A 22,170-nucleotide genomic window follows, 5' to 3' on the forward strand; every position below is an offset into this window, starting at 1 on the left:
CTCGCCACGGCAAGAGGAACGCGCGCGAGATCAAACGCCGCAGTGCTTATTGTTGCGCAGCCGTTTTGCCTGACGGAATTAGCGCGTCATCGCCGAGGCCCGCTTCCGCGCAAAGCTCACGCGTGTACTCGCCGAGCGCTGCGATGCGCTTGCCGGGCGTCGTGTCCGCGCCCGACATCCGGAACGGCAGATTGAGCACCTGGAAGGAGCCACCTTCGTCTTCCACGTCCGACAGCGCCTGGCGGTGCGTGAGCTGCGGATCGCACAATGCCTCGGCGACGGTGCGATAGGCCGAAGCCGGCACGCCCTCGGCACCGAGCTCTGCGAGACATTGCTCCGTCGTGATCTGCCGCGACCAGGCTTCGACGCCGTCCATCAGGTCAGCCCAGTTGTTGCGTCGCACGCCATAGGCGCAGAAGCGCGGGTCGGAGATCCAGTCAGGCCGGTCGATCACCTTCATCAGACTCTGAAAGGTCTTCTCGCTCGCGATGGTGATCATGACGTAGCCGTCGGCGGTCTCGGTCGGACCGAACATCGGACGCGGCGGCGGCTTCACCTCGAATTGCGAGTTCTGCAGCTCTATCACCGTGAGCGTCAGCATCGACTCCAGCATGGAGACGTCGATGTGCTGGCCGAGGCCCGTGACTGTGCGCTGGTACAGCGCCGACGCAATCGCTCCGAAACCATAGGTGCCGGTGACGACGTCGGCATGATAGATGCCGCAATAATCGGGACGGTTGCGGCCGGGCTGGTAGGCAAGATGCGCCATGTCGTAGCCGGAGGCCGCGTGGATCACCGGCGCGTAGGCCGGCAACTCCGCTGACGGGCCGGTCTGGCCGTAGCCCGAGATGGAGCAGTAGATCAGCCTCGGATTGAATGGGCGCAGCGTGTCGTAATCGAGCCGCAGGCGGCGCATCACGCCGGGACGGAAATTCTCGACCAGGATGTCGGCGGTGGCGACGAGGCGCCGCACCGCCTCCTTGCCCTCCTCCGACTTCAGGTCGAGCACCATGCTCTTCTTGCCGACATTGAGCTGGCCGAACACGGTGCTGCAGCCGTTGCGCACCGGCGGGCGCGTCCGCATCGTCTCGCCGCCTTCGGTCTCGATCTTGATCACCTCGGCGCCCATGTCGGCGAGCATCCGCGCGCAATGGGGACCGGCGATGGTGGTCGAAAAATCCAGCACCCGCAGACCGGCGAAGGCCTTTGTCGTCGTCCCCTCATGCTTATCTGCTAGCTGCATTCCCGGAGTCTCCCCTTAGGAACCACGCGCGCTCTTGCTTGTTTGATGCGCCGACCCTAGATGGCGGCGGCCTGGTAGGAAAGTCTTTACCCGAACGGCAGCTTCCAGGGGCGGGCTTGGAATTCCGAGGACAATTGGACCCGATCTTGCATAGCAGCAAACGGGCTCGGAAGAGGGCAGCTGTTCTTGAGGGTCTTGTTCGTCACGACAGAGATGGACGATTTTGTCCGCGTCGGCGGACTTGGCGCCGTTTCTGCTGCGCTCCCGAGAGCGCTCCGCCCCTTCGCCGATATCCGGATCATGTTGCCCGGCTATCGCGATATCATCGAACAACTCACGCATATTCAGATCGTTGGCCGCTGTCCGGCGTTTGCGGAGATGCCGGCCTGCACGCTCGGCCGGGCCGCGACGCGCGACGGCCTGCCGGTCTATGTGCTGCTGTGCTCGCAGCTCTACGACCGTCCCGGCAATCCCTATGGCGATGAAGCCGGGCGCGACTGGCCCGACAACGACATCCGCTTCGCGCGCTTGGCATCGGCGGCCGCTGAACTTGCGACGGGCAACCTGGACAAGAATTGGGCAGCCGACCTGATCCATGCCAACGACTGGCAGGCCTCGCTCGTGCCGGCCTACCTCGCCTGGCGCGGCTCGAAGCTGCCATCGGTCCTGACCATCCATAACCTCGCCTATCAGGGCCTCTTCCCGAAAGAGGCGCTGCGGCGGATCGGCGCACCCGAGAGCTCCTTCCACATCGACGGCGTCGAGTTCTACGATCAATTGTCCTTCCTGAAGGCGGGCCTGGTCTACGCCTCGCACCTGACGACCGTGAGTGCGACCTATGCGCGCGAGATCACCACGTCGGAATTCGGTTGCGGCCTGGAGGGCCTGTTGCGCGCCCGCTCGGAGGCGGCCGAGCTCACCGGCATCCTGAACGGGATCGACGAGAGCTGGGACCCCCGCTATTGCGCGCAGCTCGCCCAGCAATTCGGCGCCGGCGACTGGGCCGGCAAGCGGGCCAACGCGGACTATGTGCGCAAGCAATTCGGGCTCGCGGTGTCGCGCGGGCCGATGTTCGGCATCGTGGCGCGGCTCGTGCATCAGAAAGGCATCGACCTCGTGCTGTCGGCGGCCGACGAGATCATCGATGCCGGCGGGCAGATCGTCGTCACCGGCTCCGGCGAGCCGGCGCTCGAACAGGCCCTGATCAACGCCCATCGCAGGCGGCCCGACGCGATCGGCGTCGCCATCGGCTTCAACGACGCGCAGGCGCGGCGCATCTTTGCCGGCAGCGATTTCACCCTGATGCCCTCGCGCTTCGAGCCCTGCGGACTCAGCCAGATGTACGCCCAGCGCTTCGGCTCGCTGCCGATCGGCCACCAGACCGGTGGCCTTGCGGAAACCATCACCGACGGCGAGACCGGCTTCCTGTTCACGCAGCCGTCCTACGAATCCTTCCTCGGTGGCGTTCGTCGGGCCTTCACGACCTTCATGGCCCAGGAGCGTCTCGACTCCATGCGCCGCACCGCCATGTCGCGGTCGTTCAGCTGGAATATTTCCGCCGCCTGCTACAGCGCGCTGTATCGCAAGATCGCGTCGGCTTGAGGCGGCTTCGCATGTCACGACGGGTCATCCGATCGAAGACCGTCCGATCCAGGCCCTGTTGAGACATCGCGTCATCCAGCCGGGCTGTGGCGTCCCGCGCAGTCGCGCTTGAGCTTCCTGATACGGACCGACATAGCGCAGGCGCGCGGGCAGCCGGGGGTAGATGCGTCGTATCCACTTGAGCGCGCGGTCCGCCGCCCTGCCATCGGCTTCATCACAAGCCAACCCAAAACCCGCGCCCAGTTGCTCCGGCAACATGCGAGCCGTCAGCGCCTGGTACCATTTGGGCGGCCGTAACCAGGGTCTTCCGACGCCCCCGAGAATTTGTCCGGCCACCTCGCGCGCTGCGGTGCCGACGGTCAAAACCTCCGAGCGGGCCATGGCTTCAGTGTAGGCGAGAAAGGATTGCCAATCCGCCGGCAGGTCGCCCGGGGTCAGCCCGAACATCGCTGCGAAAAGCCGGCATTCGGCCCAGTATCGCTCGCGCTCGTCGGCCGAGAGCGGCGGAAAGACGAGATCGTGCGCCATGACCGCGCTCTCGACGAGAGTGGCATGAACCCAACGCAGCGCCGAGACTTCATTGGCACAGTAGTGCGAATTCGCTTCAAACGACCCGATGGCATCTGGCAAGCGGCCGACGATCGCGGCGTGACGCCGATGCAGCTTCCGGGAAGCCGTCAGCGCCTGATCGAGCGAGCCGAATACCATCGTAAACATGACATCGAAGGTTCGGTGGAAGCGACCGATCGGATCGGCGAGCGTCGTGGAGTGCTCGGCGATGGCGGCAGCAACCCATGGGTGCGCCAGTTGAAGCAGCAGCGCACGGCCGGCTCCGAGAAAAATCACGGCCTCTCGGTCAATTCGCCAGGTCAGTGAGGCCGGTCCAAAAATGCCCGCCGTCGATCCAGCTGCCTTGCTCTTGATATGATCGAGCGCAAACTCCAGGTCGTTCTCGGAAATCACTTTGCAACATCCGCTTGGGGCCAATTGCGAAGCTCACGCGGATGAGCCGATGTTGGACTCCGCCGCGCTACTCCGCCGCGACCGGCAGGATATCAGGATTATCGTGCAACACCACGCCCGAGAGCGGATCGAACTCGCCGATCCACGGCGCGCGCGCCAGCACCGATCGCGTATGGAGATAACCTGCGTCCCAGCGCCGCATGATGCCGGACGGGCTGAAGTCGATGTCCTTGGTGTGGGTCTCGCGGTCGAGCTGCGGGGCGAGCAGCCGCACCACATGCATCCTCGTCGGACAGCCATAGCTCGTCAGTTCGCGCACCGCAGGATCGCTGCGATCGCTCTCGGGCAACCGCGCGGCAAGCTGGTTGATGACGTGGCGCAGCCGGTGCGCCTGCTGCTGCCGCGCGATGTGGCTTGCGATCCGGCTGGAATATTGCACGTCCTTGTGACGGTTCAGCACCTCCGCCATCGTGGTCGGTTCGGCGCCGACCGGATTCCACAGATGCACGGCGAAGATCAGCGAGTCCTTGCGCGGATTGTCGTCGAACACGGCTTCCGTCGGCGTATTCGAGAGGATGCCGCCATCCCAGTAGAGCTCGCCGTCGATGCGCACGGCCGGAAAGGCTGGCGGCAGCGCACCCGAGGCCATGACGTGCTTCACCGTCAGATCACCGTCGCGGCTGTCAAAGTAGCGCATCTGGCTGGTGCGGACATGCGCGGCACCGACGGTGAGGCGCGGCGTGCAGCGATTGACAAGGTTAAAGTCGACGAGCTCGCAGAGCGTTCTTTCCAGCGGCGCGGTCGAATAGAAGCCGGCGTGATCGGCGCCCAGCGGGAAGGAGTCGCCGGCATGCGCCAGCGGATTGGGCCGGAAGAAGCCGGGTATACCGTTGGTGATAGTCGACCAGTAGGCGAGCTTCTCGTTGAAGCCCGGAAACGCCGTGCGCAGGTTCCAGACCGGATTCTGCTCCATCCGCTTCCAGAACTCCATCAGCCGCGACAACCGCTCCCGCGGCGCATTACCGGCAATCAGGCTGGCGTTGATCGCCCCGATCGAGGTGCCGATGATCCAGTCCGGCTCGATGCCGGCCTCGTGCAGCGCCTGGTAGACGCCGGCCTGGTAGGAGCCGAGCGCGCCGCCGCCCTGGAGCACAAGCACGACCTGACCGGGCAGGTCTCTCGACTTGATGCGCTGCGTCATATCTTGCATGTGTCGCCTCCCATCGTGCTGGCACTGCTCGAATATTCGTCAGGCACGGCGCGATTGTTACGCCATGCCCTTGTGACCAATAGCCGAACACAACGGAAATGCCGGTTGGCTTCCGAAACCATACGCGCGCGCTATCGCCGGCAGGATGTCATTCCCCGCCCTGATCGGCTAGATTCCTGCTCGATCTTGCCGGGGAGCCGATCCATGGAAATGCACCAGGTCCGCTATTTCCTCGCGGTGGCGCAGCTTTTGAATTTCACGCGCGCGGCCGAGGAGTGCAACGTGACGCAGCCCTCGCTGACCCGCGCGATCAAGCAGCTCGAAGCCGAGCTCGGCGGAGATCTGTTCCGGCGCGAACGGCCGGCGGCGCAATTGACCGAGCTCGGCCAGCGCATGCATCCGCTGCTCAAACAGTGCTACGAGGCCGCGGCCGGTGCGCGCTCGCTCGCTTCATCCTTCAAGAGCGGCGAGATCGGCGCTCTGCGCATCGCGCTGACGCATTCGATCGATCTCGCGCTGCTCATTCCGCATCTCAACCAGATCAAGCGGCAGTTCAACCGGCTCGAATTCCGCTTCCTGCGCGGCTCGAACCGCGAGGTCGGCGAATTCCTCAAGAAGGGCGAGGCCGAGCTCGGCATCGCCGCCGAGATCGACGAAGCCTGGGAGCGGCTCGACGTCTGGCCGCTATTCACCGAAAAATTCGAGCTCGTGATCGGCAAGGGCCACCCGCTCGCCGAGCGCAGCACGATCGAGTTCGACGATCTGCGCTCCGAGCAGCTGCTCAGCCGAAGCTACTGCGAGCACGCCACGCGTATCTCGGCAAGCCTGCGCGAGCATGGCGTCGACGTCGATCACAGCCACGAGATTTCGAGCGAGCGCGATCTGATCGAGCTGGTCGAGGCCGATATCGGCCTCGCCATGGTGCCGCACACCTCGCCGGTGCCGGAGAGCCTCAAGCGCACGTCGGTGGCCGGGCTCGATGCACGCCGCACCGTCAACCTCTACGGCGTCGCCGGCCGCCAGCGAACTGCGGTGGCCTCCGCCGTCATGCGCATGCTACGCGGCGCGGATTGGCGGGAGATTGCGGGGTAGCGAATGCATCTCGCGCTCTTACCCTCTCCACTTGTTGTGGAGGGTGGCTCGCCGCGCATGCTCCGCTAGCGCCTTAGGGCCGCAAGGTTTTTTGTGGCCCTTTGCTTTTCCACCAGTCAAGTTACGCGGGCGCCTGCTGCTCGCCCTCGGCTGGTGGCGGCTCGGCCACGGGCTCGGCCGGGGCCTCGACCGGCTCCGAAGAAACGGCGGTCTTCTGCTCGGGCGTGGCCTCGACGGCCGGGCTGGGCATCGGCTCTGGGGTTGGCTCCGCGCTCGGGGTGGTCTGATCGGGCTCGTCTGGTGCCATGGGTATTTACCTCCCTTGGTAGGTGAGCTTTGTTGGACAGTGTTGTGGATTTGGACTTCTCGATTAGTGACGCGCCGCCCAAACGGGTGGCGCGGAAGTGGTCGCGTGCCCACGGAGCAGGCAAGTCCTCAATGTGTCAGCTAAAGCACAATGCGACCCTGCCCGCATTATCGTACGTTTAGCCGCGCTGCGATTTTCGGGGCTCAACGTGAATGCGACTGTCCTGCATCGGCCTTGTGCAACAGTCAGAAGTAGTCGTGGTTACACGTCCGCACATGGTCCATCGCGTACCAAGGTTTCTTAGGAACCTTGCTTGTGGCCTTTTGTTAGCCAGAATGAAGAGACCCCGAGAATATCTCAAGCGGGCTAAGCGCTGCAGAGAGCTAAAAGACCAAGCACAAGACAACGTGTCTCGCAACCAGCTTGCGACCCTTGAATATAGTTACCTTACGTTGGCCGAAAGCTCCCAAGTGCTTCGCCGCGCGGTAAGGCTGCAGAAGGCATTAGAAAGGCACCACCGCAGGTAAGGCCGTCTCAGTTGGCGACCTCTTTCGTTTCGGAACGTCACCTGTCGGCCCAGCACGTCATTTCGCCGCGATGCGGAAGTTGGTCGCTATCGGGACAGAGCGGACTTTGCGGCGCGCTCGTCCCCGCAACTGCAACCACGAATTTTCTCGCGGCAGATTTCCTCGAAGGGCGCGGTCGCGCGTACCCCACTTTTCTCACGCGCCCCAGAGGACCCGGAGCTCATGCGGGGTCCTCCGTCGCGTCCAGCTAGCCTTTGTCTTCCATGTGGTTTTCGTGCGGCTCGTGGTATCGTTCTCGGTACGGACACCTCCACGTGCGGGGGGCAGCCATGGTCGAATATCCTGCCAAACGCATCGACTACCGCGAGCAAGGATCGGGGCCGACCATTCTTTTCGTGCCCGGCTCATGGAGTACGGGAGCGCTGTGGCGTGGTGTGATCGCTCTCTTAGGAGATAGCTTTCGGGCGGTGACAACGAGCCTGCTCGGTTATGGCGACACCGAAGAGCGCCGCAGCCCGGACGACATTTCTATCGAACGGGAGATCGACATCGTCGAGGCCGTCATCCAGCGCACCAACAGCGCTGTCCACCTCGTTGGGCATTCGTGGGGTGCCACGGTATGCTTGGCGACCGTCCTCCGTGACCGGACCAGGGTCGCAAGCATGACCTTGATCGAGGCGACCCCGTTCAATCTGCTTCGCCACTCCGGCGATCTCGCGCTGTACGAGCAAGTGCGCGCGATGGCCGACGCTTATGTCCGCTCGTGTGACAACGGAGAACTGCTGGCTGCGCGGAGCATCATCGACTTCTACGGGGGCGACGGCAGCTTTGACACCCTCCCAGCCCGGACCCGGGACTACATTGCTGCCACCACGCCGACGAACATTCTCGACTGGTCGTCGGCGTGGGATTTCGACGTGCCGCTTGCCGCCTATGCGAGCATCACTGCGCCAAGCCTCTTCGTGCGAGGCGAGCGCGGTCATCCAGTCGTTCAGCGCGTCGCCGAGGTGCTGACTAACGCGGTCTCCAGATCGTCGCTAGTGACCGTACCCGGCGCAAGTCATTTCATGATCGCGACCCATGCGTCGGATATCGCGAGGCTCATTCGTGAGCACGTCGCGACGGTCGAGACGCTGCGCTAATTTAGCGAGCGATCCGTACGGCATCGGCTCGACCTCGACATCCAATCGTCGGAGAGCAGCGGGCGAGGCGTCAGGCATCGGCCGTGGGTCGAGATCGTCGAAATCTAATTTTCCCTGCTCGCCTGCTCCAGCGCCTCAAGCAGATCATCGATCTCCATGCGCTTGCGGAAGTCGGGATCGACGAAGCGCGCCTTGACGATGCCGTGGCGGCCGACGACGAAGACTGCGGGGATCGGCAGGATCCAGCCGTCGTTGCCGTGGAACTTGGCCATGTCCTGGTAGGAGAGAAGCCCCTGGATCTCCGCGCCGAGCCAGATCGCCAGATTGAGCGAGAGCGCATAGCCGTTGTCGAGATCGGTGAGCACCGGGAACGTCGCGCCGGACTCGGCCTTGAACCTCTCCGAATATTCCTGCGTCTCCGGCATGATTGCGACGATCTGCGCGCCCATCGCCTTGATGCGATCATGCGCCTCGGTCACCGCGCGCACATTCAGCCGGCAGTAGGGACACCAATGGCCCCGGAAGAACATGACGGCCGCCGGGCCACGCGCCAGCAGCGAAGGCAGCGCGATCAGCTTGCCGTTCTCGTCGGGCAGGATGAAAGGCGGCATCGCCTCGCCGGAGCGCGGTGCGTTTTCGCCGCCGCCATTCTCGTTCAATCTCACCACGAGACGATCGACCGCCGCGCCATAGGCCGGAAAGATTTCGCGGCCGGCATCGGCGTAGGCGCGAAGCTGCTCGTTCAGCGTTCCTTCCATGTCGCGGCAGCGCTGGAAGGCGAGCCTGAGCCGGTCGGCATCGGCTGGTGAGAGAGACGTCATTTTCCGCTCCGGCGTTTCGGATCGAATACTAGGTTCGTCGCGGTACCGCCCGCAAGGGCCGGTCACGCGAGCTCGGGGTCAGTACACATTGAATGCCGAACCGCACCAAAGCGCAAATGCCGATCCGCGATCGGTTCGATAGCCTCCGCCTATCGATAGCGCAGGGCTATCGCGTCGAGAGCGAGACGGCATTTCATCGGAGCCCTCGCTTCGACCAAGCTGATCCCACAGCCGGCCATCAGCGAGGCCGCGGCCAACAGAGGAGAAGTTCCATGTTCAAGAATCCAATCCTGTCGCGCGCAGTGTGGGCGGGCCTTGCTCTCACCGGCGCAGTCGTGGCGCAACCGGCGTTCGCTGGCGAATGTCCGGCCGACAAGATCAAGCCGAATGCACGCCAGATGGTCGACATCAAGCCGGTCGGCGTCACCGACGTCACGCTCGGCTCGATCGACCTCGAGAAACAGCCCGCCAACATCAGGGAGCGCGAGCTGCGCTTCCGCAAGCTGACGATCGAGCCCGGCGGCATCGTGCCCTGGCACAGCCACGACGACCGCCCTGCCCTGATCTTCGTGCAGCAGGGCGAGATCGTCGAATACGCCTCCAACTGTATCGATCCGATCGTGCACAAGGCCGGCGATCTTCGTCCCGAAGTCTACGGCACCTCGCACTGGTGGAAGAACCTCGGCAAGGAGACCGTCATTCTCTATGTCGGCGACGTCCGCAAGGATCCGCGCGACCACAACATGTGACGAGTGCCTCATCCATCGTCTCGTCATTCCGGGGCGGCTCGAAGAGCCGAACCCGGAATCTCGAGATTCCCCGAAGCGCAATTGCGCTCGGAGGTCTGGTGCTTACGCACCATCCCGGAATGACCGCCCCAGGGTGCCTCATGACCCATTTGTCTGCACGGATCGAACCATCGCGAATCGAGATGCACGGGCATTCGCCGGGCGCGGTCCTGCGCTCCCTCGTGATCGGCCTCACGGCGTTCCTGACCGTCGTCGACCTGTTCGCAACACAGGCGATCCTGCCTTCGCTGACCCGTCATTACGGCGTTACGCCGGCTGCCATGGGTTTTGCCGTCAATGCCAGTACGTTCGGGATGGCGGTCGCTGGCCTCGTGGTCGGCTTCTTCAGTCCGCGCATCGATCGAAGACTGGGCATTCTGTTCAGCCTGACCCTGCTCGCCATCCCCACCAGTCTGCTCGCGTGGGCGCCCAACCTCGCGGTGTTCACCGCCTTGCGCGTCATCCAGGGCCTCTGCATGGCCTCCGCCTTTGCGCTGACCCTCGCCTATCTCGGCGAGCGGTGCAGCGCCGAGGATGCCGGCGGCGCGTTCGCCGCGTACATCACCGGCAACGTCGCGAGCAATCTGATCGGCCGGCTGGTCTCGGCCGCGGTCGCCGACAGCCTCGGCTTGGCCTGGAACTTCTACTTCTTCGCTGCGCTCAATCTGGCGGGCGCCGTGCTCGTCTATTTCACCATCCAGCGCGCCCGGCCGATGCAGACGATGACGCCGGCGGCGTCCCCGCTCAATGCCCTGTCGGCGCATTGGCGCAGTCCGCGGCTGCGCGCCTCTTTCGGTCTCGGCTTCTGCATCCTGTTCGCCTTCATCGGCACGTTCACGTTCGTCAATTTCGTGCTGGTGCGGCCCCCGTTGTCGCTGGGCATGATGGACCTAGGTCTCGTCTACCTGGTCTTCCTTCCCTCGGTCTTCACCACCCTTCTCGCCGGCCGCGCCGTAGCACGCATGGGAACGCGACCGACGATCTGGGCGGCGCTCGGCGTTGCCGCGCTCGGTTTGCCCTTGATGTTGACCGCGCATCTGCTCAACGTGCTGGCCGGCATGGTGTTGGTTGGCGTTGGCACCTTCTTCGCCCAGGCCGCCGCGACCGGCTTCGTCGGACAGGCGGCCACCGAGCACCGCGGCGTCGCCAGCGGGACGTATCTGGCCTGCTATTTCAGCGGCGGTCTCGTCGGCACGGCGGTGCTTGGCCGGCTATTTGATACTTATGGGTGGACGGCCTGTGTCACCGGCGTCGGAGCGGCGCTGGCCGTCGCCGCACTGCTGACGCTTGCACTCAAAAACGATGCCTAGCGCTTCACCGACCGCAGGTCAGGCTGCGTCTCCTGCGGAGGCTCATCGTCGGCGATCGCGCGCCATGCCGCGCCGTCGAGATCGTCATACTGGCCGCTCTTAAGTGACCAGAGGAAGGCGGCGAGGCCGGCAAGGCCGAGCCCCAGCGCCAGGGGAACCAGGATGATCAGGACTTCCATGATGTGATCCCCCGCGAGGCGCTGCGCGCGCGCAGCGCGTTCAGCATGACCAGGATGGACGATCCGCTCATCGCGGCCGCCGCGATCAACGGCGTCACGACGCCGCTGATGGCAATCGGCACCGCCAGGATGTTGTAGCCGATCGCGAGCCAGAGATTTTGCCGCATCAGGTGCAACGCCTTGCGGGCATAATCGACGGCCGTCACGACCGGCGCCAGGGGCTTGCCGAGGAAGACGAGGTCCGCGGTTGCCTGGCTGAGATGCGCGGCCGAGATCGGCGACATCGAGACGTGGGCAGCAGCAAGCGAGGGCGCATCGTTCATGCCGTCGCCGACCATCAGCACGCGCGTGCCGCGCCGCTTCAGCTCTTCGATCCGCGCGATCTTGTCGGCCGGCGTGACACCGGCGCGCCACTCGGGAATACCAAGCGCAGTCGCCGCCGCCCTTACCGCAGGCTCGCGGTCGCCGGAGAGGATCTCGATGCCGACATTGCGCGCCTTCAGCGCAGCGATCACCGTGACTGCGTCCGGACGCAAGGCTTGCCGCACCGTGAAGACGAATTTTTCGGCGCCCCTGCTGAAGGCCACGATCGAAGCTTCGGGGTCGAGATCGACACTGCTCCGGGCAAGATCATCGGCACCGCAGAAGGACGGCCGGCCGAGACGGATCTCGACGCCGTCGACGCTCGCGTGCACGCCCTGCCCGGCCTCCTCCACCGCGCCGACGATCGGCGACTTGGCACGGGCAGCCTGCGCCACCGCGGCTGCGACGGGATGATGGCTCGACAGCGCGAGCTGCCCGGCGAGCGCCAGGATATCGGCAGGGATCGCCGCCGCATTGACTACGTCGAGATCGGGCAGCGTCAGCGTGCCGGTCTTGTCGAAGATGATGTGATCGGCTTCCGCCAGCCGTTCGATCGCGTCGCCGGCGTTGAGCAACACGCCGGACTTGAACATTGCGCCCGAGGCCACCGTCTGCACCGTCGGGATCGCAAGTCCGAGCGCACAGGGACAGGTGATGATCAGCACGGCGACGCCGGTGACGATCGCATCGTGCCAGCCTGCCCCAGCCAATACCCAACCGAGGATGGTGAGGAGCGCGGTCGCATGCACCACCGGCGCATAGAGCCGCGATGCGCGATCCGCGAGCCGCCGATAGCGCGAGCGCGCCTCGAGCGCGTTGTCAAGGAGGCGCGTGATCTCGGCGAGCAGCGTCGCTTCCGAGGCGGCCGAGACCCGCACCCGCAACGTGCCGGAGATATTCATCGAGCCGGCGTAGACCGGCGTGCCCGTGTCAGCCGTGACATAGAGCGTCTCGCCGGTGATCAGGCTCTGGTCGATTTCCGAACGGCCCTCGATCACGGTGCCATCGACCGCGCAGCGTTCGCCGGGCCGCAGCAGCACGATGTCGCCCGGATTGATCGCGGCGACCGGCACCTGCGAGATCTCGTCGGGCCCGACGAACTTTGTCGCCGTCTCGGCCTTCAGCGCCGCCAGATTGCCCGCAACCGCACGCGTCCGCCGTCGCATGTTCTGGTCGAGAACGCGCCCGACCAGGAGAAACGTCAGCAGCATGATCGCGGCATCGAAATAGGCGTGCTCGGCGTGGTGGATGGTCTCGACCACGGACATGCCGAGCGCCAGGATCACCCCGATCGAGATCGGGACGTCCATGTTGGTGGTCTTCGCCGACAGCGCGCGCCAGGCCGAGCGGAAGAACGGCTGGCCGGCATAGGCCGCCGCCGGCAGCCCGATCAGCGCCGAAAGCCAGTGGAAGAAATCGCGCTGCTCGGGCAGCATATCGCTGACATTGCCGGACCACACCGGGATCGACAGCATCATCACGTTCATGGTGGCGAAGGCCGCAACGCCAAGGCAACGGAGCAGGAAGCGCGACTCCGCGACCTCGGTCGCCTCCGCGCTTGCCGTCTCGTAAGGATAGGCCTTGTAGCCGAGCTCTTCGAGCCGATCGATGAAGCGCGCGGGATCGAGCGTGCCTGCCTTCCATTCCAGCGCGACGCGACGGTCGGTGAGGTTGACCCGCGCCAGCGTCACGTCGGGAATGGCGGAAAGACCGCGCTCGATCTTGGCCATGCAGCCGGCGCAGTGCACGCCCTCGACGGCGAGATCGATGTGCTGCAGCCCCTCACCCGCGGCACGGACATAATGGGAGAAGTCGCGCGAGACCTGCATGAGGAATTCCTTCAGTTCAGGATCACGCGATTGCGCGACATGAACATGCGCTCGCCGCGCGCATCGCCCTCGAGCACGAGATCCCACTGGCCGGGCGCCACGGCCGCCGCGTTGCCGCCATAGACCCCGATACCGATCTCGGCGAGATCGACGGACAAGTCCGCGCGCTTGTCGGTGGGCCGCTCCAGCCGTCCTGAGAATTTCAGGCCGGTGACCGGCCGGCCGGTGGCGTCACGGGCCTCGATCCGCACCGTCGCGCCGCCATCGGCGCTGCGCTGGATCTTCGCGTCGACCTGCCACTTCCGCTCCGCCTGCCCCCGCGCCGCCGCGATCTCCTTTTCGTAGGTGAGACCGGCCGCATAGGGACTGTCGACGTCGGTGCCGGGAAGCGTCGCGATCGCAAGCTTCATCATGGTGACGTTGACGCCGATCACGACGCCGAAAAACGCAACCAGAATGATGAGGACCGTGGTGCCGGTCAGGGGCTTCGGTGCGGCGGATGCCATGGCGAACTCCAAACGATGCTCTCAGGGCGCGACGAAATTGTCGGTGGCGGAGGCGACCTCGCCGAGCCCGATATCGGTGACGTGGAAATGGACCGGGATCGATTTCTCCGGATTGAGTTCGGCCGGCGCCGTCACGAGCAGCCGCAATTCCGCGGTCTGGTCGCGACCGATCACGACCATCGGCCGGTCCGGCGTCACGGAATCGACGCCGACGACGTGGACCGTCGCATTCACCGGCCCCTCGACATCGATCGCGATGACGCGGTCGAAACCGCGCTTGTTGAGCAGCCGTACCGTGTAGGCGTTGCGGATCGAACCGTCGCTCAGCTTGACGGCGATCGGGTTGCGGTCGTGCAGCACGTTGACGTCGAGCAGGCTGCGGGTCAGCAGCGCATAGAGCATGATGCCGCCGATGACCGCGATGATCGCGCTGTAGACGATGGTGCGGGGCCGCACGATACGATAGATCGGCGGCTTGCCTTCCTGGCGGCGCTGGATGTTGATGTCGTTGTCATAGGCGATCAGACGGGTTGGCCGACCGATCTTGGCCATCACGGTATCGCAGGCATCGATGCACAGGCCGCACTGGATGCATTCCATCTGCGGCCCGTTGCGGATGTCGATGCCGGTCGGGCAGACCGCGACGCACTGGTAGCAATCGATGCAGTCGCCGACCTGCTCGCCGAGCGCGCGCAGCTCGGCGGCCTTCTTGACCGACGTGCGCTTCTCGCCGCGGTCGTAGCGGTAGGTGACGTTGAGCGCCCATTCGTCGGTGAGCGCGGCCTGGATACGCGGCCACGGGCACATATAGGTGCAGACCTGCTCGCGCATGTAGCCGGCGAGCAGATAGGTCGTCGCGGTGAGGATGCAGATCCAGATATAGGCGATCATCGGCCCCTGGAAGGTGACGAGCTCCTTCACCAGCGTCGGCGCATCATTGAAGTAGAGCACCCAGGCGCCACCGGTCCACCAGGCGATCAGGAGCCAGATCGAATGCTTGAGCACGATCTCGGAGATGCGCTCGAGCTTCATCGGGTCGGACGAGGCGTCCTTCTTCATGCGCTCACGCCGATCACCCTCGATCAGGCGCTCGACGGCGTAGAACAGGTCGGTCCAGACCGTCTGCGGACAGAGATAGCCGCACCAGATGCGGCCGCCGATGGAGTTCATCAGGAACAGCGCCACCGCAGCGACGATCAACAGGCCGGTGAAGTAATAGACCTCCTGCGGCCACAGCTCGATGAAGAAGAAATAGAAGCGGCTGTTGGGCAGATCGATCAGCACCGCCTGGCTGGGGGCGCCCAGGCCACGGTTCCAGCGCACGAACGGCAGAAGATAGTAGACGCCGAGGCAGAAGGCCATCAGCCCCCATTTGGTCCGGCGGAACGTGCCCGAGACGCTTTGGGGGTAGACTTTCTTGCGGGACGCGTAGAGCGGCCCGTAATCATCTTCCAGTTTGAGCTCGTTCACGGCCTTGTTCATCGCTGGGTCCGTTAGCGGGTACGATTGAACCTAGATCGAACTCCGACCGTGCAGTTGATCCAGCTCAAGGGGGCGGGTTTCCCCGCCCCCTCGATTGCATAAGCAGCCTTCGCTTACTTGCCGCCGCCGAGCGAGTGGACGTAGACCGCCATCGCCTTGAGGGTGGCCGGATCAAGCCGTCCCTCCCACGCCGGCATGACACCGGAGCGGCCCTGGCTGATGGTCTCGATCAGGGTCGCCTCGTCCGAGCCGTAGAGCCAGATCTTGTCGGTCAGGTTGGGCGCGCCCATGTCCTGATTGCCCTTGCCGCCGTCGCCATGGCAGGCGACGCAGTTCTCAGTGAAGATCTTTTCGCCCTTGGCGGCATCAAAGCCCTGCCGGGTCGGCAGGCCCGAGAGCGAACGGACGTAGTTGGCGACCGTGACGATCTCGTCGGGCTTCAGCACGCCGTCCTTGCCGAAGGCGAGCATCTGGCCCTCATGGGTCTTGGCATGGCCGGACCGCGCGCCATACTGGATGGTCTGCATGATCTGGTCGAGCGTGCCGCCCCACAGCCAGTCGTCGTCATTGAGGTTCGGGAAGCCCTTTGCGCCGGCGGCACCGCTGCCGTGGCATGGCGCGCAATTGTCGCCGAATACGACCCTGCCCTTGGCACGCGCCAGCGCCAGCAGCGCCGGATCCTTTTCGATGTCGGCGAGCGGGGTGGCAGCCAGCGCCGCCATCTTCTCGCCGCGGGCCGCCTCGAGGTTGGCGAGTTCCACTGCGAGGTTGGCGCGCGTCGAATAGCCGAACAAACCGGGCGTATTGGTTGTGATGAGCGGCCAGGCCGGATAGACGATCCAGTAGCCGATCGCCCAGACGATGGTGAGGTAGAACGTCACCAGCCACCAGCGCGGCAAGGGCGTATTCAGCTCCTTGATACCGTCCCATTCGTGTCCGGTCGTAGTCTTGCCGGAGACGCTGTCGAATTCACCGTGGTCGGTCATGATCCCTTACTCCTCGCGCAACGGCAGTCGCGCCGCTTCGTCGAAAGCGGCCTTGTTGCGCGGCCAGAATGCGTAGGCGACGATCGCGAGAAAGATCGCGACGAAGACCGGCGTCCAGATCGTCGTCACGAGATCGGACGCAAGGTTATGGACTGTCAGAATTGCTTTCATCGTTCATGCCTTCTCAGCGGAGATTGGCTTTCTCGTTGTAGAGCTTGAAGTCGACGAGCGTGCCGAGCATCTGGAGGTAGGCGATCAGCGCGTCCATCTCGGTCGGCGTGCCCGGCTTGCCGTCGAAGTTGCGCACCACCGCCTTGGCGTAGCGCTTGGTGAAGGCATCGCTGCCGGCATTGTCCGGATCGGCCTGCGCCTTCAGGTCATTGGCCGCATTGGCGATCTGGTCGTCGCTGTAGGGCACGCCGACGGCCTTGAGCGTCCGCATGTGATCGGCAATCGTGGCGGGATCGACTTCATTCTCGGCCAGGAACGGATAGCCCGGCATCACCGACTGCGGCACGATGGCGCGCGGGTTGGTCAGATGGGTCACGTGCCAGTCGTCGGAATATTTGGCGCCGACGCGGGCAAGATCCGGACCGGTACGCTTGGAGCCCCACTGGAACGGGTGGTCGTACATGCTCTCGGCAGCGAGCGAAAAGTGACCGTAGCGCTCGACCTCGTCGCGCAAGGGACGGATCATCTGCGAGTGGCAGAGATAGCAGCCCTCGCGGACGTAGATGTTGCGGCCGGCGAGCTCGAGCGGCGTATAGGGCCTGACCCCGTCGACCACCTCGATGGTGCTCTTGAGGTAGAACAGCGGCGCGATTTCGACGAGACCGCCGATCGAGATCACCAGCAGGATGCCGACGACCAGAATGATCGAGTTCTTTTCGAAGATTTGGTGGCGTGACCAGAACGACATTGCTGAGCTCCTCATTCCGCCGGCTGAAGAGCGACGGGCATCTGCACTTCCGCCTCGCCGACGCGCACGGTCATCCAGAGATTGTAGGCCATGATCAGCGCGCCGATCAGGAACAGCCCTCCGCCGGCCGCACGGATGACGTAGAAGGGATGCATCGCCTCGACGGTCTCGATGAAGGAATATTCGAGGAAGCCGAGCGAGGTGTAGGCGCGCCACATCAGGCCCTGGAGGATGCCGGACACCCACATCGCCGAGATGTAGAGGACGATGCCAAGCGTCGCGATCCAGAAGTGCCAGTTGACGAGCTTGAGGCTGTAGAGGCCCTTGCGGTTCCAGGCCCACGGCACGAGGCAATACAGCGCGCCGAAGGAGACGAAGCCCACCCAGCCGAGCGCGCCGGAATGCACGTGGCCGATGGTCCAGTCAGTGTAGTGGCTGAGCGAGTTGACGACCTTGATCGACATCATCGGGCCTTCGAAGGTCGACATGCCGTAGAAGGCGACGGAGACCACGAGCATGCGCAGCACGGGATCGGTGCGCAGCTTGTCCCAGGCGCCCGACAGCGTCATCAGGCCGTTGATCATGCCGCCCCAGGACGGCATCCACAGCATCACCGAGAAGGTCATGCCGAGCGTCTGCGTCCAGTCCGGCAGCGCGGTGTAGTGCAGATGGTGCGGGCCGGCCCAGATGTAGAGGAAGATCAGCGACCAGAAGTGGATGATCGACAGCCGGTAGGAATAGACCGGCCGCTCGGCGCGCTTGGGGATGAAATAGTACATGATGGCAAGGAAGCCGGCCGTCAGGAAGAAGCCGACAGCGTTGTGGCCGTACCACCACTGGAACATCGCATCCTGCACGCCAGCCCAGGCGACGTAGGACTTGGAGCCGAACACCGAGACGGGAAGCGCGGGATTATTGCCGAGATGCAGGACGGCAATGGTCACGATGAAGGCGAGATAGAACCAGTTCGCGACGAAGATGTGCGGTTCCTTGCGCTTAATCACCGTGATGAGGAAGACAAGCAGGTAGACTACCCAGACGATGGTCAGCCAGAGGTCCGCATACCATTCCGGCTCGGCATATTCCTTGGACTGGGTAACCCCGAGCAGATAGCCGGTGCCGGCGACGAGGATGAAGAAGTTGTAGCCGACGACGACGAACCAGGGCGCGAGTTCACCGGCAAGCCGGACACGGCAGGACTTCTGCACGACGTAGAAAGAGGATGCGATCAGCACGTTGCCGCCGAACGCGAAGATCACCGCCGAGGTGTGCAGCGGACGCAGGCGGCCAAAACTCGTCCAGGGCAGATCGAAGTTGAGCGCTGGCCAGGCGAGCTGCGAGGCGATGATCAGGCCGACCAGGAAGCCGGCGATGCCCCAGAACATCGACATGAAGGCGGAGAACTTGATCGGCCCCATATTGTAGTTGGGCCGGCCGTTGATCTCCGCAGGCGGCAGCGCCGCCGGGCGCTCGAAGTAGCGGTTGAGAATGACGAAGACCGCCGCGATGCTCGCCGCAGCGCTCAGCGATGCATGGAAGGCGAAGGGCGCGTCGAGCGCCTTGGCTGCCGCGACCACGCAGAGGAAGGCGGTGACTGCGAACACTACCGCCAGGCCGCTTTCACCGATGGTCATGGATTTGGAAATGGAGGGCTGGCTCATGCGGATTCTCTCTGAAAGAACACGCAGCCAGAAACCATATTCACACTCGCGGGGAATTGATTGAAATCAAGATAGTCGGATTTCCGGCGGCCCCGATCGACAGGACATCGCGAAGCAATATCAGCCGCTTACGTGGGTTTTTCGCGCGCACGACGGACCGCGCCTCCGGCAAATTCACGGAGCCCGGATGTCGCAAAAATGATCCAGCCGAAGTGCTAGTCGCGCGAGGTCGCCTTGAGCGCGGTGATGACGTTCTCCCGCGCAATGATGCCGACGAGCTTCTGCGTTCCGTCGAGCACGATGATGCTCCGAATCCGATGCTCGACCATGAGCTGGAGCACGCGGGTCAACCGCGTATCGGGGTGAACGTAAATGAATTCCGGCGTCATGACGTCGCCGACCTTGCGATTCATCAGGTCGAGATAGCGCGGCACCATCTGGCTCGGCGTGAACGCGAAGCATTTCAGGATGTCGAACTTGGTGACGATGCCGACGACCTGCCCGTCCTCCTCGACCGGATAGCCGTTGAAGTCGTCGCGCTCGAACATCTCGCTGAGCTCGAGCATGTTGAGGTCGCGCACAACCGTCTTGACGTTGCGCGTCATGTAGCCGTCGGTGGTCTGTTCAAGGAATCTGTACACGGCGCGTCCTCTGATTGTCTTTCAGTCAACCGATGTTAGTGCGACAGCAGCACGCAACGGGTTGATTGGGTGAGCAGATATTGCGTGACGCCGCCAAGGACCAATTCGCGGAACCTTGAATGGCCGTAAGCGCCGGCGACGATCAGGCCGGCTCCGACGTCGGCAGCCAACTGATCGAAATGGTCAGCCGCGGTTTCGTTCCGGCCCGCTTCCGACACCCGGGCGGTGGCCGTGATGCCATGGCGGGCGAGCCACGAAACGACGTCGGTGACGGAGGCCAGCACCGCCGGGCGATCGTCATCCGGCTCCGGAACAGCGACGATCGTGACCTCCCTAGCCTTGCGCAGCAGCGGCAGTGAGTCGACGACCGCCCGCCGCGCCTCCGGCGTATCCTTCCAGGCCACCAGCACGCTGCGCAGATCGAGCCAGTTGAAACTGTCGGGCACGACCAGCAGCGGACGGCCGGCCTGCATCACCAGATCCTTGGGGCTCGCAAGCGAGAAGGCGTCCGAGAAGGCCGGGCTTTGCCCGCCGCTGACGATGATGTCGGCACAACGCGCCTGCTGCAGCGCGTAACGCGCCGGGAAATCGACCGCGCCGCGCCACTCGACGTGCCCGCCGCGATTCCTGGTTGCGGCACGGAATTGCCCCTCCAGCTCCGCAAGGCGCTGCCGGACCGAGGTCTCGCCCCGGTCGATCAGACGCTGGGCCTCGGCGCCGTCGGTGAAATAGAGCGGCGGCGCGAACTGCGCCGCAGCAACGCCGACGATCGCCGCCTCGAAGCGCTCCGCGAGCTCGCCCGCGACCTGAAGCCTCGCCTCGTTGGGCTGACCAAGCGCCAGGCTGACCATGACGGTCGCGTATGTCATTCCATGTCTCCCGAACCTGCCGATGTTGGCCATGCTAGGCGTGCCGCGGCGGGCGCGGGATGAGATAGATCAAGCCCGCAGACGGTTCGGACCGCGGCTGGACCGTTCAACCTGTCGCGAGGTAGCCGATCGCCGAACTTGCCTCCGGGGCGGCCATGCGCGAAATTGCAGCCGGAACCGCGCCCCCCGGACCCACGACAGGATGGAAGAAAATTGAGCCCGACCCGCGTAACTCATCCGGCAGATGACGGTCGGGGCGAACATTTCCGGGTCCGGATCGAGGGATTCGGCGTCGGCACCTGGGACCTCGACCTCAAGACGCAGGAATTCGAGTGGTCGGATGCGGCCGGGGCCATGTTCGGCGTCGGCCGCGACCAGCCGGTCACCTACGAGATCTTCCTGTCGCGCCTCGAGCCGAGAGACCGCGAGCGGGTCGAAGCTGCGATCAGGCGCGTCGCCGAGCGCGGCGGCGGATTCGACGTGTCGTTCCGAATCGCCGATTCCGGCAGAGGGCAATGGATCAGGGCCCGCGCCGGCCTGATCCGGGACGAAGCCGGTAGCGCACGCCATCTCAGCGGGATCTTCCTCGACATCGACGAGGAGAAGCAGGTCGAGGAGGCGCTGCGCACGCGCGAGACTCATCTCCGCTCGATCCTGCACACGATCCCCGATGCCATGATCGTCATCGACGGCCATGGCATCATCCAGCTGTTCAGCACGGCCGCCGAGCGCCTGTTCGGCTATTTGGAGCATGAGGCGATCGGCCAGAACGTCAGCATCCTGATGCCCGAGCCCGACCGCTCCCGCCACGACAGCTATATCGCCCGCTATCGCACCACGCGCGATCCCCACATCATCGGCATCGGCCGCATCGTCACCGGCAAGCGGCGCGACGGCACGACGTTTCCGATGCACCTGTCGATCGGCGAGATGCAATCCGGCGGCGAGCCCTATTTCACCGGCTTCGTCCGCGACATGACCGAGCACCAGCACACCCAGGCGCGGCTCCAGGAATTGCAGTCCGAGCTCGTCCATGTCTCGCGCCTGAGCGCGATGGGCGAGATGGCCTCGGCGCTCGCACACGAGCTCAACCAGCCGCTGGCGGCCATCAGCAACTATATGAAGGGTTCGCGCCGGCTGCTGGCGGGCAGCAGCGATCCGAACATCGAAAAGATCGAGAACGCGATGGACCGCGCCGCCGAGCAGGCGCTGCGCGCCGGCCAGATCATCCGCCGCCTGCGCGATTTCGTCTCGCGCGGCGAATCCGAGAAGCGGGTCGAGAGCCTCTCCAAGCTGATCGAAGAAGCCGGCGCCCTCGGCCTTGCCGGCGCGCGCGAGCAGAACGTCCAGCTCCGCTTCAACCTCAATTCGGAAGCCGACCTCGTGCTGGCCGACCGCGTGCAGATCCAGCAGGTGCTGGTCAACCTGTTCCGCAACGCGCTGGAGGCCATGGCGCAATCGCCACGGCGCGAGCTCGTCGTGACCAACACCGAGGTGGCCGACGACATGATCGAAGTCGAGGTCGCCGATACGGGATCCGGCTTCCACGACGACGTGATACCGAACCTGTTCCAGACCTTCTTCACGACCAAGGAGACCGGCATGGGCGTGGGACTCTCCATCAGTCGCTCGATCATCGAGGCTCACGGCGGCCGCATGTGGGCCGCGAGCAACGCATCGGGCGGCGCGACGTTTCGTTTCACCTTGCCGGCAGCCGACGAGAACTGATC

21 protein-coding genes are annotated in these 22,170 nt (G+C 64.4%); 6 read left to right on the forward strand and 15 right to left on the reverse strand.

What is annotated here, in order from left to right; all coding sequences use genetic code 11:
• Positions 1-46: 46 nt before the first annotated feature.
• Complete coding sequence (locus tag NLN62_RS01265; protein ID WP_254107082.1) at positions 47-1,243, reverse strand: CaiB/BaiF CoA-transferase family protein; 1,197 nt, start codon at positions 1,241-1,243, stop codon at positions 47-49.
• Positions 1,244-1,429: 186 nt separating this feature from the next.
• Here NLN62_RS01265 and glgA point away from each other — a divergent pair, with 186 nt between their 5' ends.
• On the forward strand, positions 1,430-2,845 hold the full coding sequence (glgA, locus tag NLN62_RS01270) for a glycogen synthase GlgA (protein WP_254107083.1): 1,416 nt from the start codon (positions 1,430-1,432) through the stop codon (positions 2,843-2,845).
• A 24-nt stretch (positions 2,846-2,869) separates the two neighbouring features.
• Here glgA and NLN62_RS01275 read toward each other — a convergent pair whose 3' ends face one another.
• Together NLN62_RS01275 and NLN62_RS01280 are read right to left on the reverse strand one after the other, a co-directional pair.
• Entirely contained in the window at positions 2,870-3,808 is a 939-nt protein-coding gene (locus NLN62_RS01275) for an oxygenase MpaB family protein (RefSeq protein ID WP_027527993.1), read from the reverse strand.
• Positions 3,809-3,875: 67 nt separating this feature from the next.
• Positions 3,876-5,018 carry a patatin-like phospholipase family protein gene (locus tag NLN62_RS01280; protein ID WP_254107084.1) on the reverse strand — a complete coding sequence of 381 codons (1,143 nt, stop codon included), beginning with the start codon at positions 5,016-5,018 and terminating at the stop codon, positions 3,876-3,878.
• A 204-nt stretch (positions 5,019-5,222) separates the two neighbouring features.
• On the opposite strand from NLN62_RS01280, the gene NLN62_RS01285 reads away from it, so the two are divergent.
• Positions 5,223-6,110: a LysR family transcriptional regulator gene (locus NLN62_RS01285; protein ID WP_254107085.1), complete on the forward strand. Its 888-nt coding sequence runs from the start codon at positions 5,223-5,225 to the stop codon at positions 6,108-6,110.
• Between the two features lie 121 nt (positions 6,111-6,231).
• Here NLN62_RS01285 and NLN62_RS01290 read toward each other — a convergent pair whose 3' ends face one another.
• The gene (locus tag NLN62_RS01290; RefSeq protein WP_156944924.1) at positions 6,232-6,417 is read right to left on the reverse strand and encodes a hypothetical protein; all 186 of its coding nucleotides are present in this window, start codon (positions 6,415-6,417) and stop codon (positions 6,232-6,234) included.
• Positions 6,418-7,273: 856 nt separating this feature from the next.
• Between NLN62_RS01290 and NLN62_RS01295 the strand changes: the two genes are divergently transcribed.
• On the forward strand, positions 7,274-8,086 hold the full coding sequence (locus tag NLN62_RS01295; RefSeq protein WP_027526006.1) for an alpha/beta fold hydrolase: 813 nt from the start codon (positions 7,274-7,276) through the stop codon (positions 8,084-8,086).
• A 104-nt stretch (positions 8,087-8,190) separates the two neighbouring features.
• On the opposite strand, the gene NLN62_RS01300 is transcribed toward NLN62_RS01295, so the two are convergent.
• Complete coding sequence (locus NLN62_RS01300; protein ID WP_027526007.1) at positions 8,191-8,907, reverse strand: peroxiredoxin-like family protein; 717 nt, start codon at positions 8,905-8,907, stop codon at positions 8,191-8,193.
• Positions 8,908-9,179: 272 nt separating this feature from the next.
• On the opposite strand from NLN62_RS01300, the gene NLN62_RS01305 reads away from it, so the two are divergent.
• Positions 9,180-9,656, forward strand: coding sequence for a cupin domain-containing protein (locus tag NLN62_RS01305; protein WP_027526008.1), 477 nt, complete (start codon positions 9,180-9,182; stop codon positions 9,654-9,656).
• 140 nt (positions 9,657-9,796) lie between these two features.
• Positions 9,797-11,005: an MFS transporter gene (locus NLN62_RS01310; RefSeq protein WP_254107086.1), complete on the forward strand. Its 1,209-nt coding sequence runs from the start codon at positions 9,797-9,799 to the stop codon at positions 11,003-11,005.
• Here the strand turns inward: NLN62_RS01310 and ccoS are convergent.
• The 10 genes from ccoS to NLN62_RS01360 form a co-directional block, all read right to left on the reverse strand.
• Positions 11,002-11,184, reverse strand: a complete 183-nt coding sequence (ccoS, locus tag NLN62_RS01315) for a cbb3-type cytochrome oxidase assembly protein CcoS (protein WP_027526010.1) — start codon at positions 11,182-11,184, stop codon at positions 11,002-11,004. The genes NLN62_RS01310 and ccoS overlap by 4 nt on opposite strands.
• Positions 11,172-13,376: a cation-translocating P-type ATPase gene (locus NLN62_RS01320; protein WP_254107087.1), complete on the reverse strand. Its 2,205-nt coding sequence runs from the start codon at positions 13,374-13,376 to the stop codon at positions 11,172-11,174. The genes ccoS and NLN62_RS01320 overlap by 13 nt, the downstream gene beginning before the upstream one ends.
• 11 nt (positions 13,377-13,387) lie before the next feature.
• The gene (locus NLN62_RS01325; protein ID WP_035663965.1) at positions 13,388-13,882 is read right to left on the reverse strand and encodes a FixH family protein; all 495 of its coding nucleotides are present in this window, start codon (positions 13,880-13,882) and stop codon (positions 13,388-13,390) included.
• A 21-nt stretch (positions 13,883-13,903) separates the two neighbouring features.
• Complete coding sequence (ccoG, locus tag NLN62_RS01330) at positions 13,904-15,364, reverse strand: cytochrome c oxidase accessory protein CcoG (protein WP_027526013.1); 1,461 nt, start codon at positions 15,362-15,364, stop codon at positions 13,904-13,906.
• A gap of 113 nt (positions 15,365-15,477) precedes the next feature.
• Positions 15,478-16,350 carry a cytochrome-c oxidase, cbb3-type subunit III gene (gene ccoP, locus NLN62_RS01335; protein ID WP_027526014.1) on the reverse strand — a complete coding sequence of 291 codons (873 nt, stop codon included), beginning with the start codon at positions 16,348-16,350 and terminating at the stop codon, positions 15,478-15,480.
• Between the two features lie 6 nt (positions 16,351-16,356).
• Complete coding sequence (locus NLN62_RS01340) at positions 16,357-16,521, reverse strand: cbb3-type cytochrome c oxidase subunit 3 (RefSeq protein ID WP_254096654.1); 165 nt, start codon at positions 16,519-16,521, stop codon at positions 16,357-16,359.
• 13 nt (positions 16,522-16,534) lie between these two features.
• Positions 16,535-17,269 carry a cytochrome-c oxidase, cbb3-type subunit II gene (gene ccoO / locus NLN62_RS01345; protein WP_027526016.1) on the reverse strand — a complete coding sequence of 245 codons (735 nt, stop codon included), beginning with the start codon at positions 17,267-17,269 and terminating at the stop codon, positions 16,535-16,537.
• An 11-nt stretch (positions 17,270-17,280) separates the two neighbouring features.
• Positions 17,281-18,930, reverse strand: coding sequence for a cytochrome-c oxidase, cbb3-type subunit I (ccoN, locus tag NLN62_RS01350; RefSeq protein WP_027526017.1), 1,650 nt, complete (start codon positions 18,928-18,930; stop codon positions 17,281-17,283).
• Positions 18,931-19,145: 215 nt separating this feature from the next.
• Entirely contained in the window at positions 19,146-19,571 is a 426-nt protein-coding gene (locus tag NLN62_RS01355; RefSeq protein WP_027526018.1) for an HPP family protein, read from the reverse strand.
• A gap of 35 nt (positions 19,572-19,606) precedes the next feature.
• Positions 19,607-20,440 (reverse strand): universal stress protein, encoded by an 834-nt coding sequence (locus tag NLN62_RS01360; protein WP_027526019.1) that lies wholly within the window; start codon positions 20,438-20,440, stop codon positions 19,607-19,609.
• A 213-nt stretch (positions 20,441-20,653) separates the two neighbouring features.
• Between NLN62_RS01360 and fixL the strand changes: the two genes are divergently transcribed.
• Positions 20,654-22,168 carry a sensor protein FixL gene (gene fixL, locus NLN62_RS01365; protein ID WP_027526020.1) on the forward strand — a complete coding sequence of 505 codons (1,515 nt, stop codon included), beginning with the start codon at positions 20,654-20,656 and terminating at the stop codon, positions 22,166-22,168.
• Positions 22,169-22,170 lie beyond the last annotated feature (2 nt).

It is taken from the genome of Bradyrhizobium sp. CCGUVB23 (assembly GCF_024199885.1).
In the GTDB taxonomy this organism is placed as follows: Bacteria; Pseudomonadota; Alphaproteobacteria; order Rhizobiales; family Xanthobacteraceae; genus Bradyrhizobium.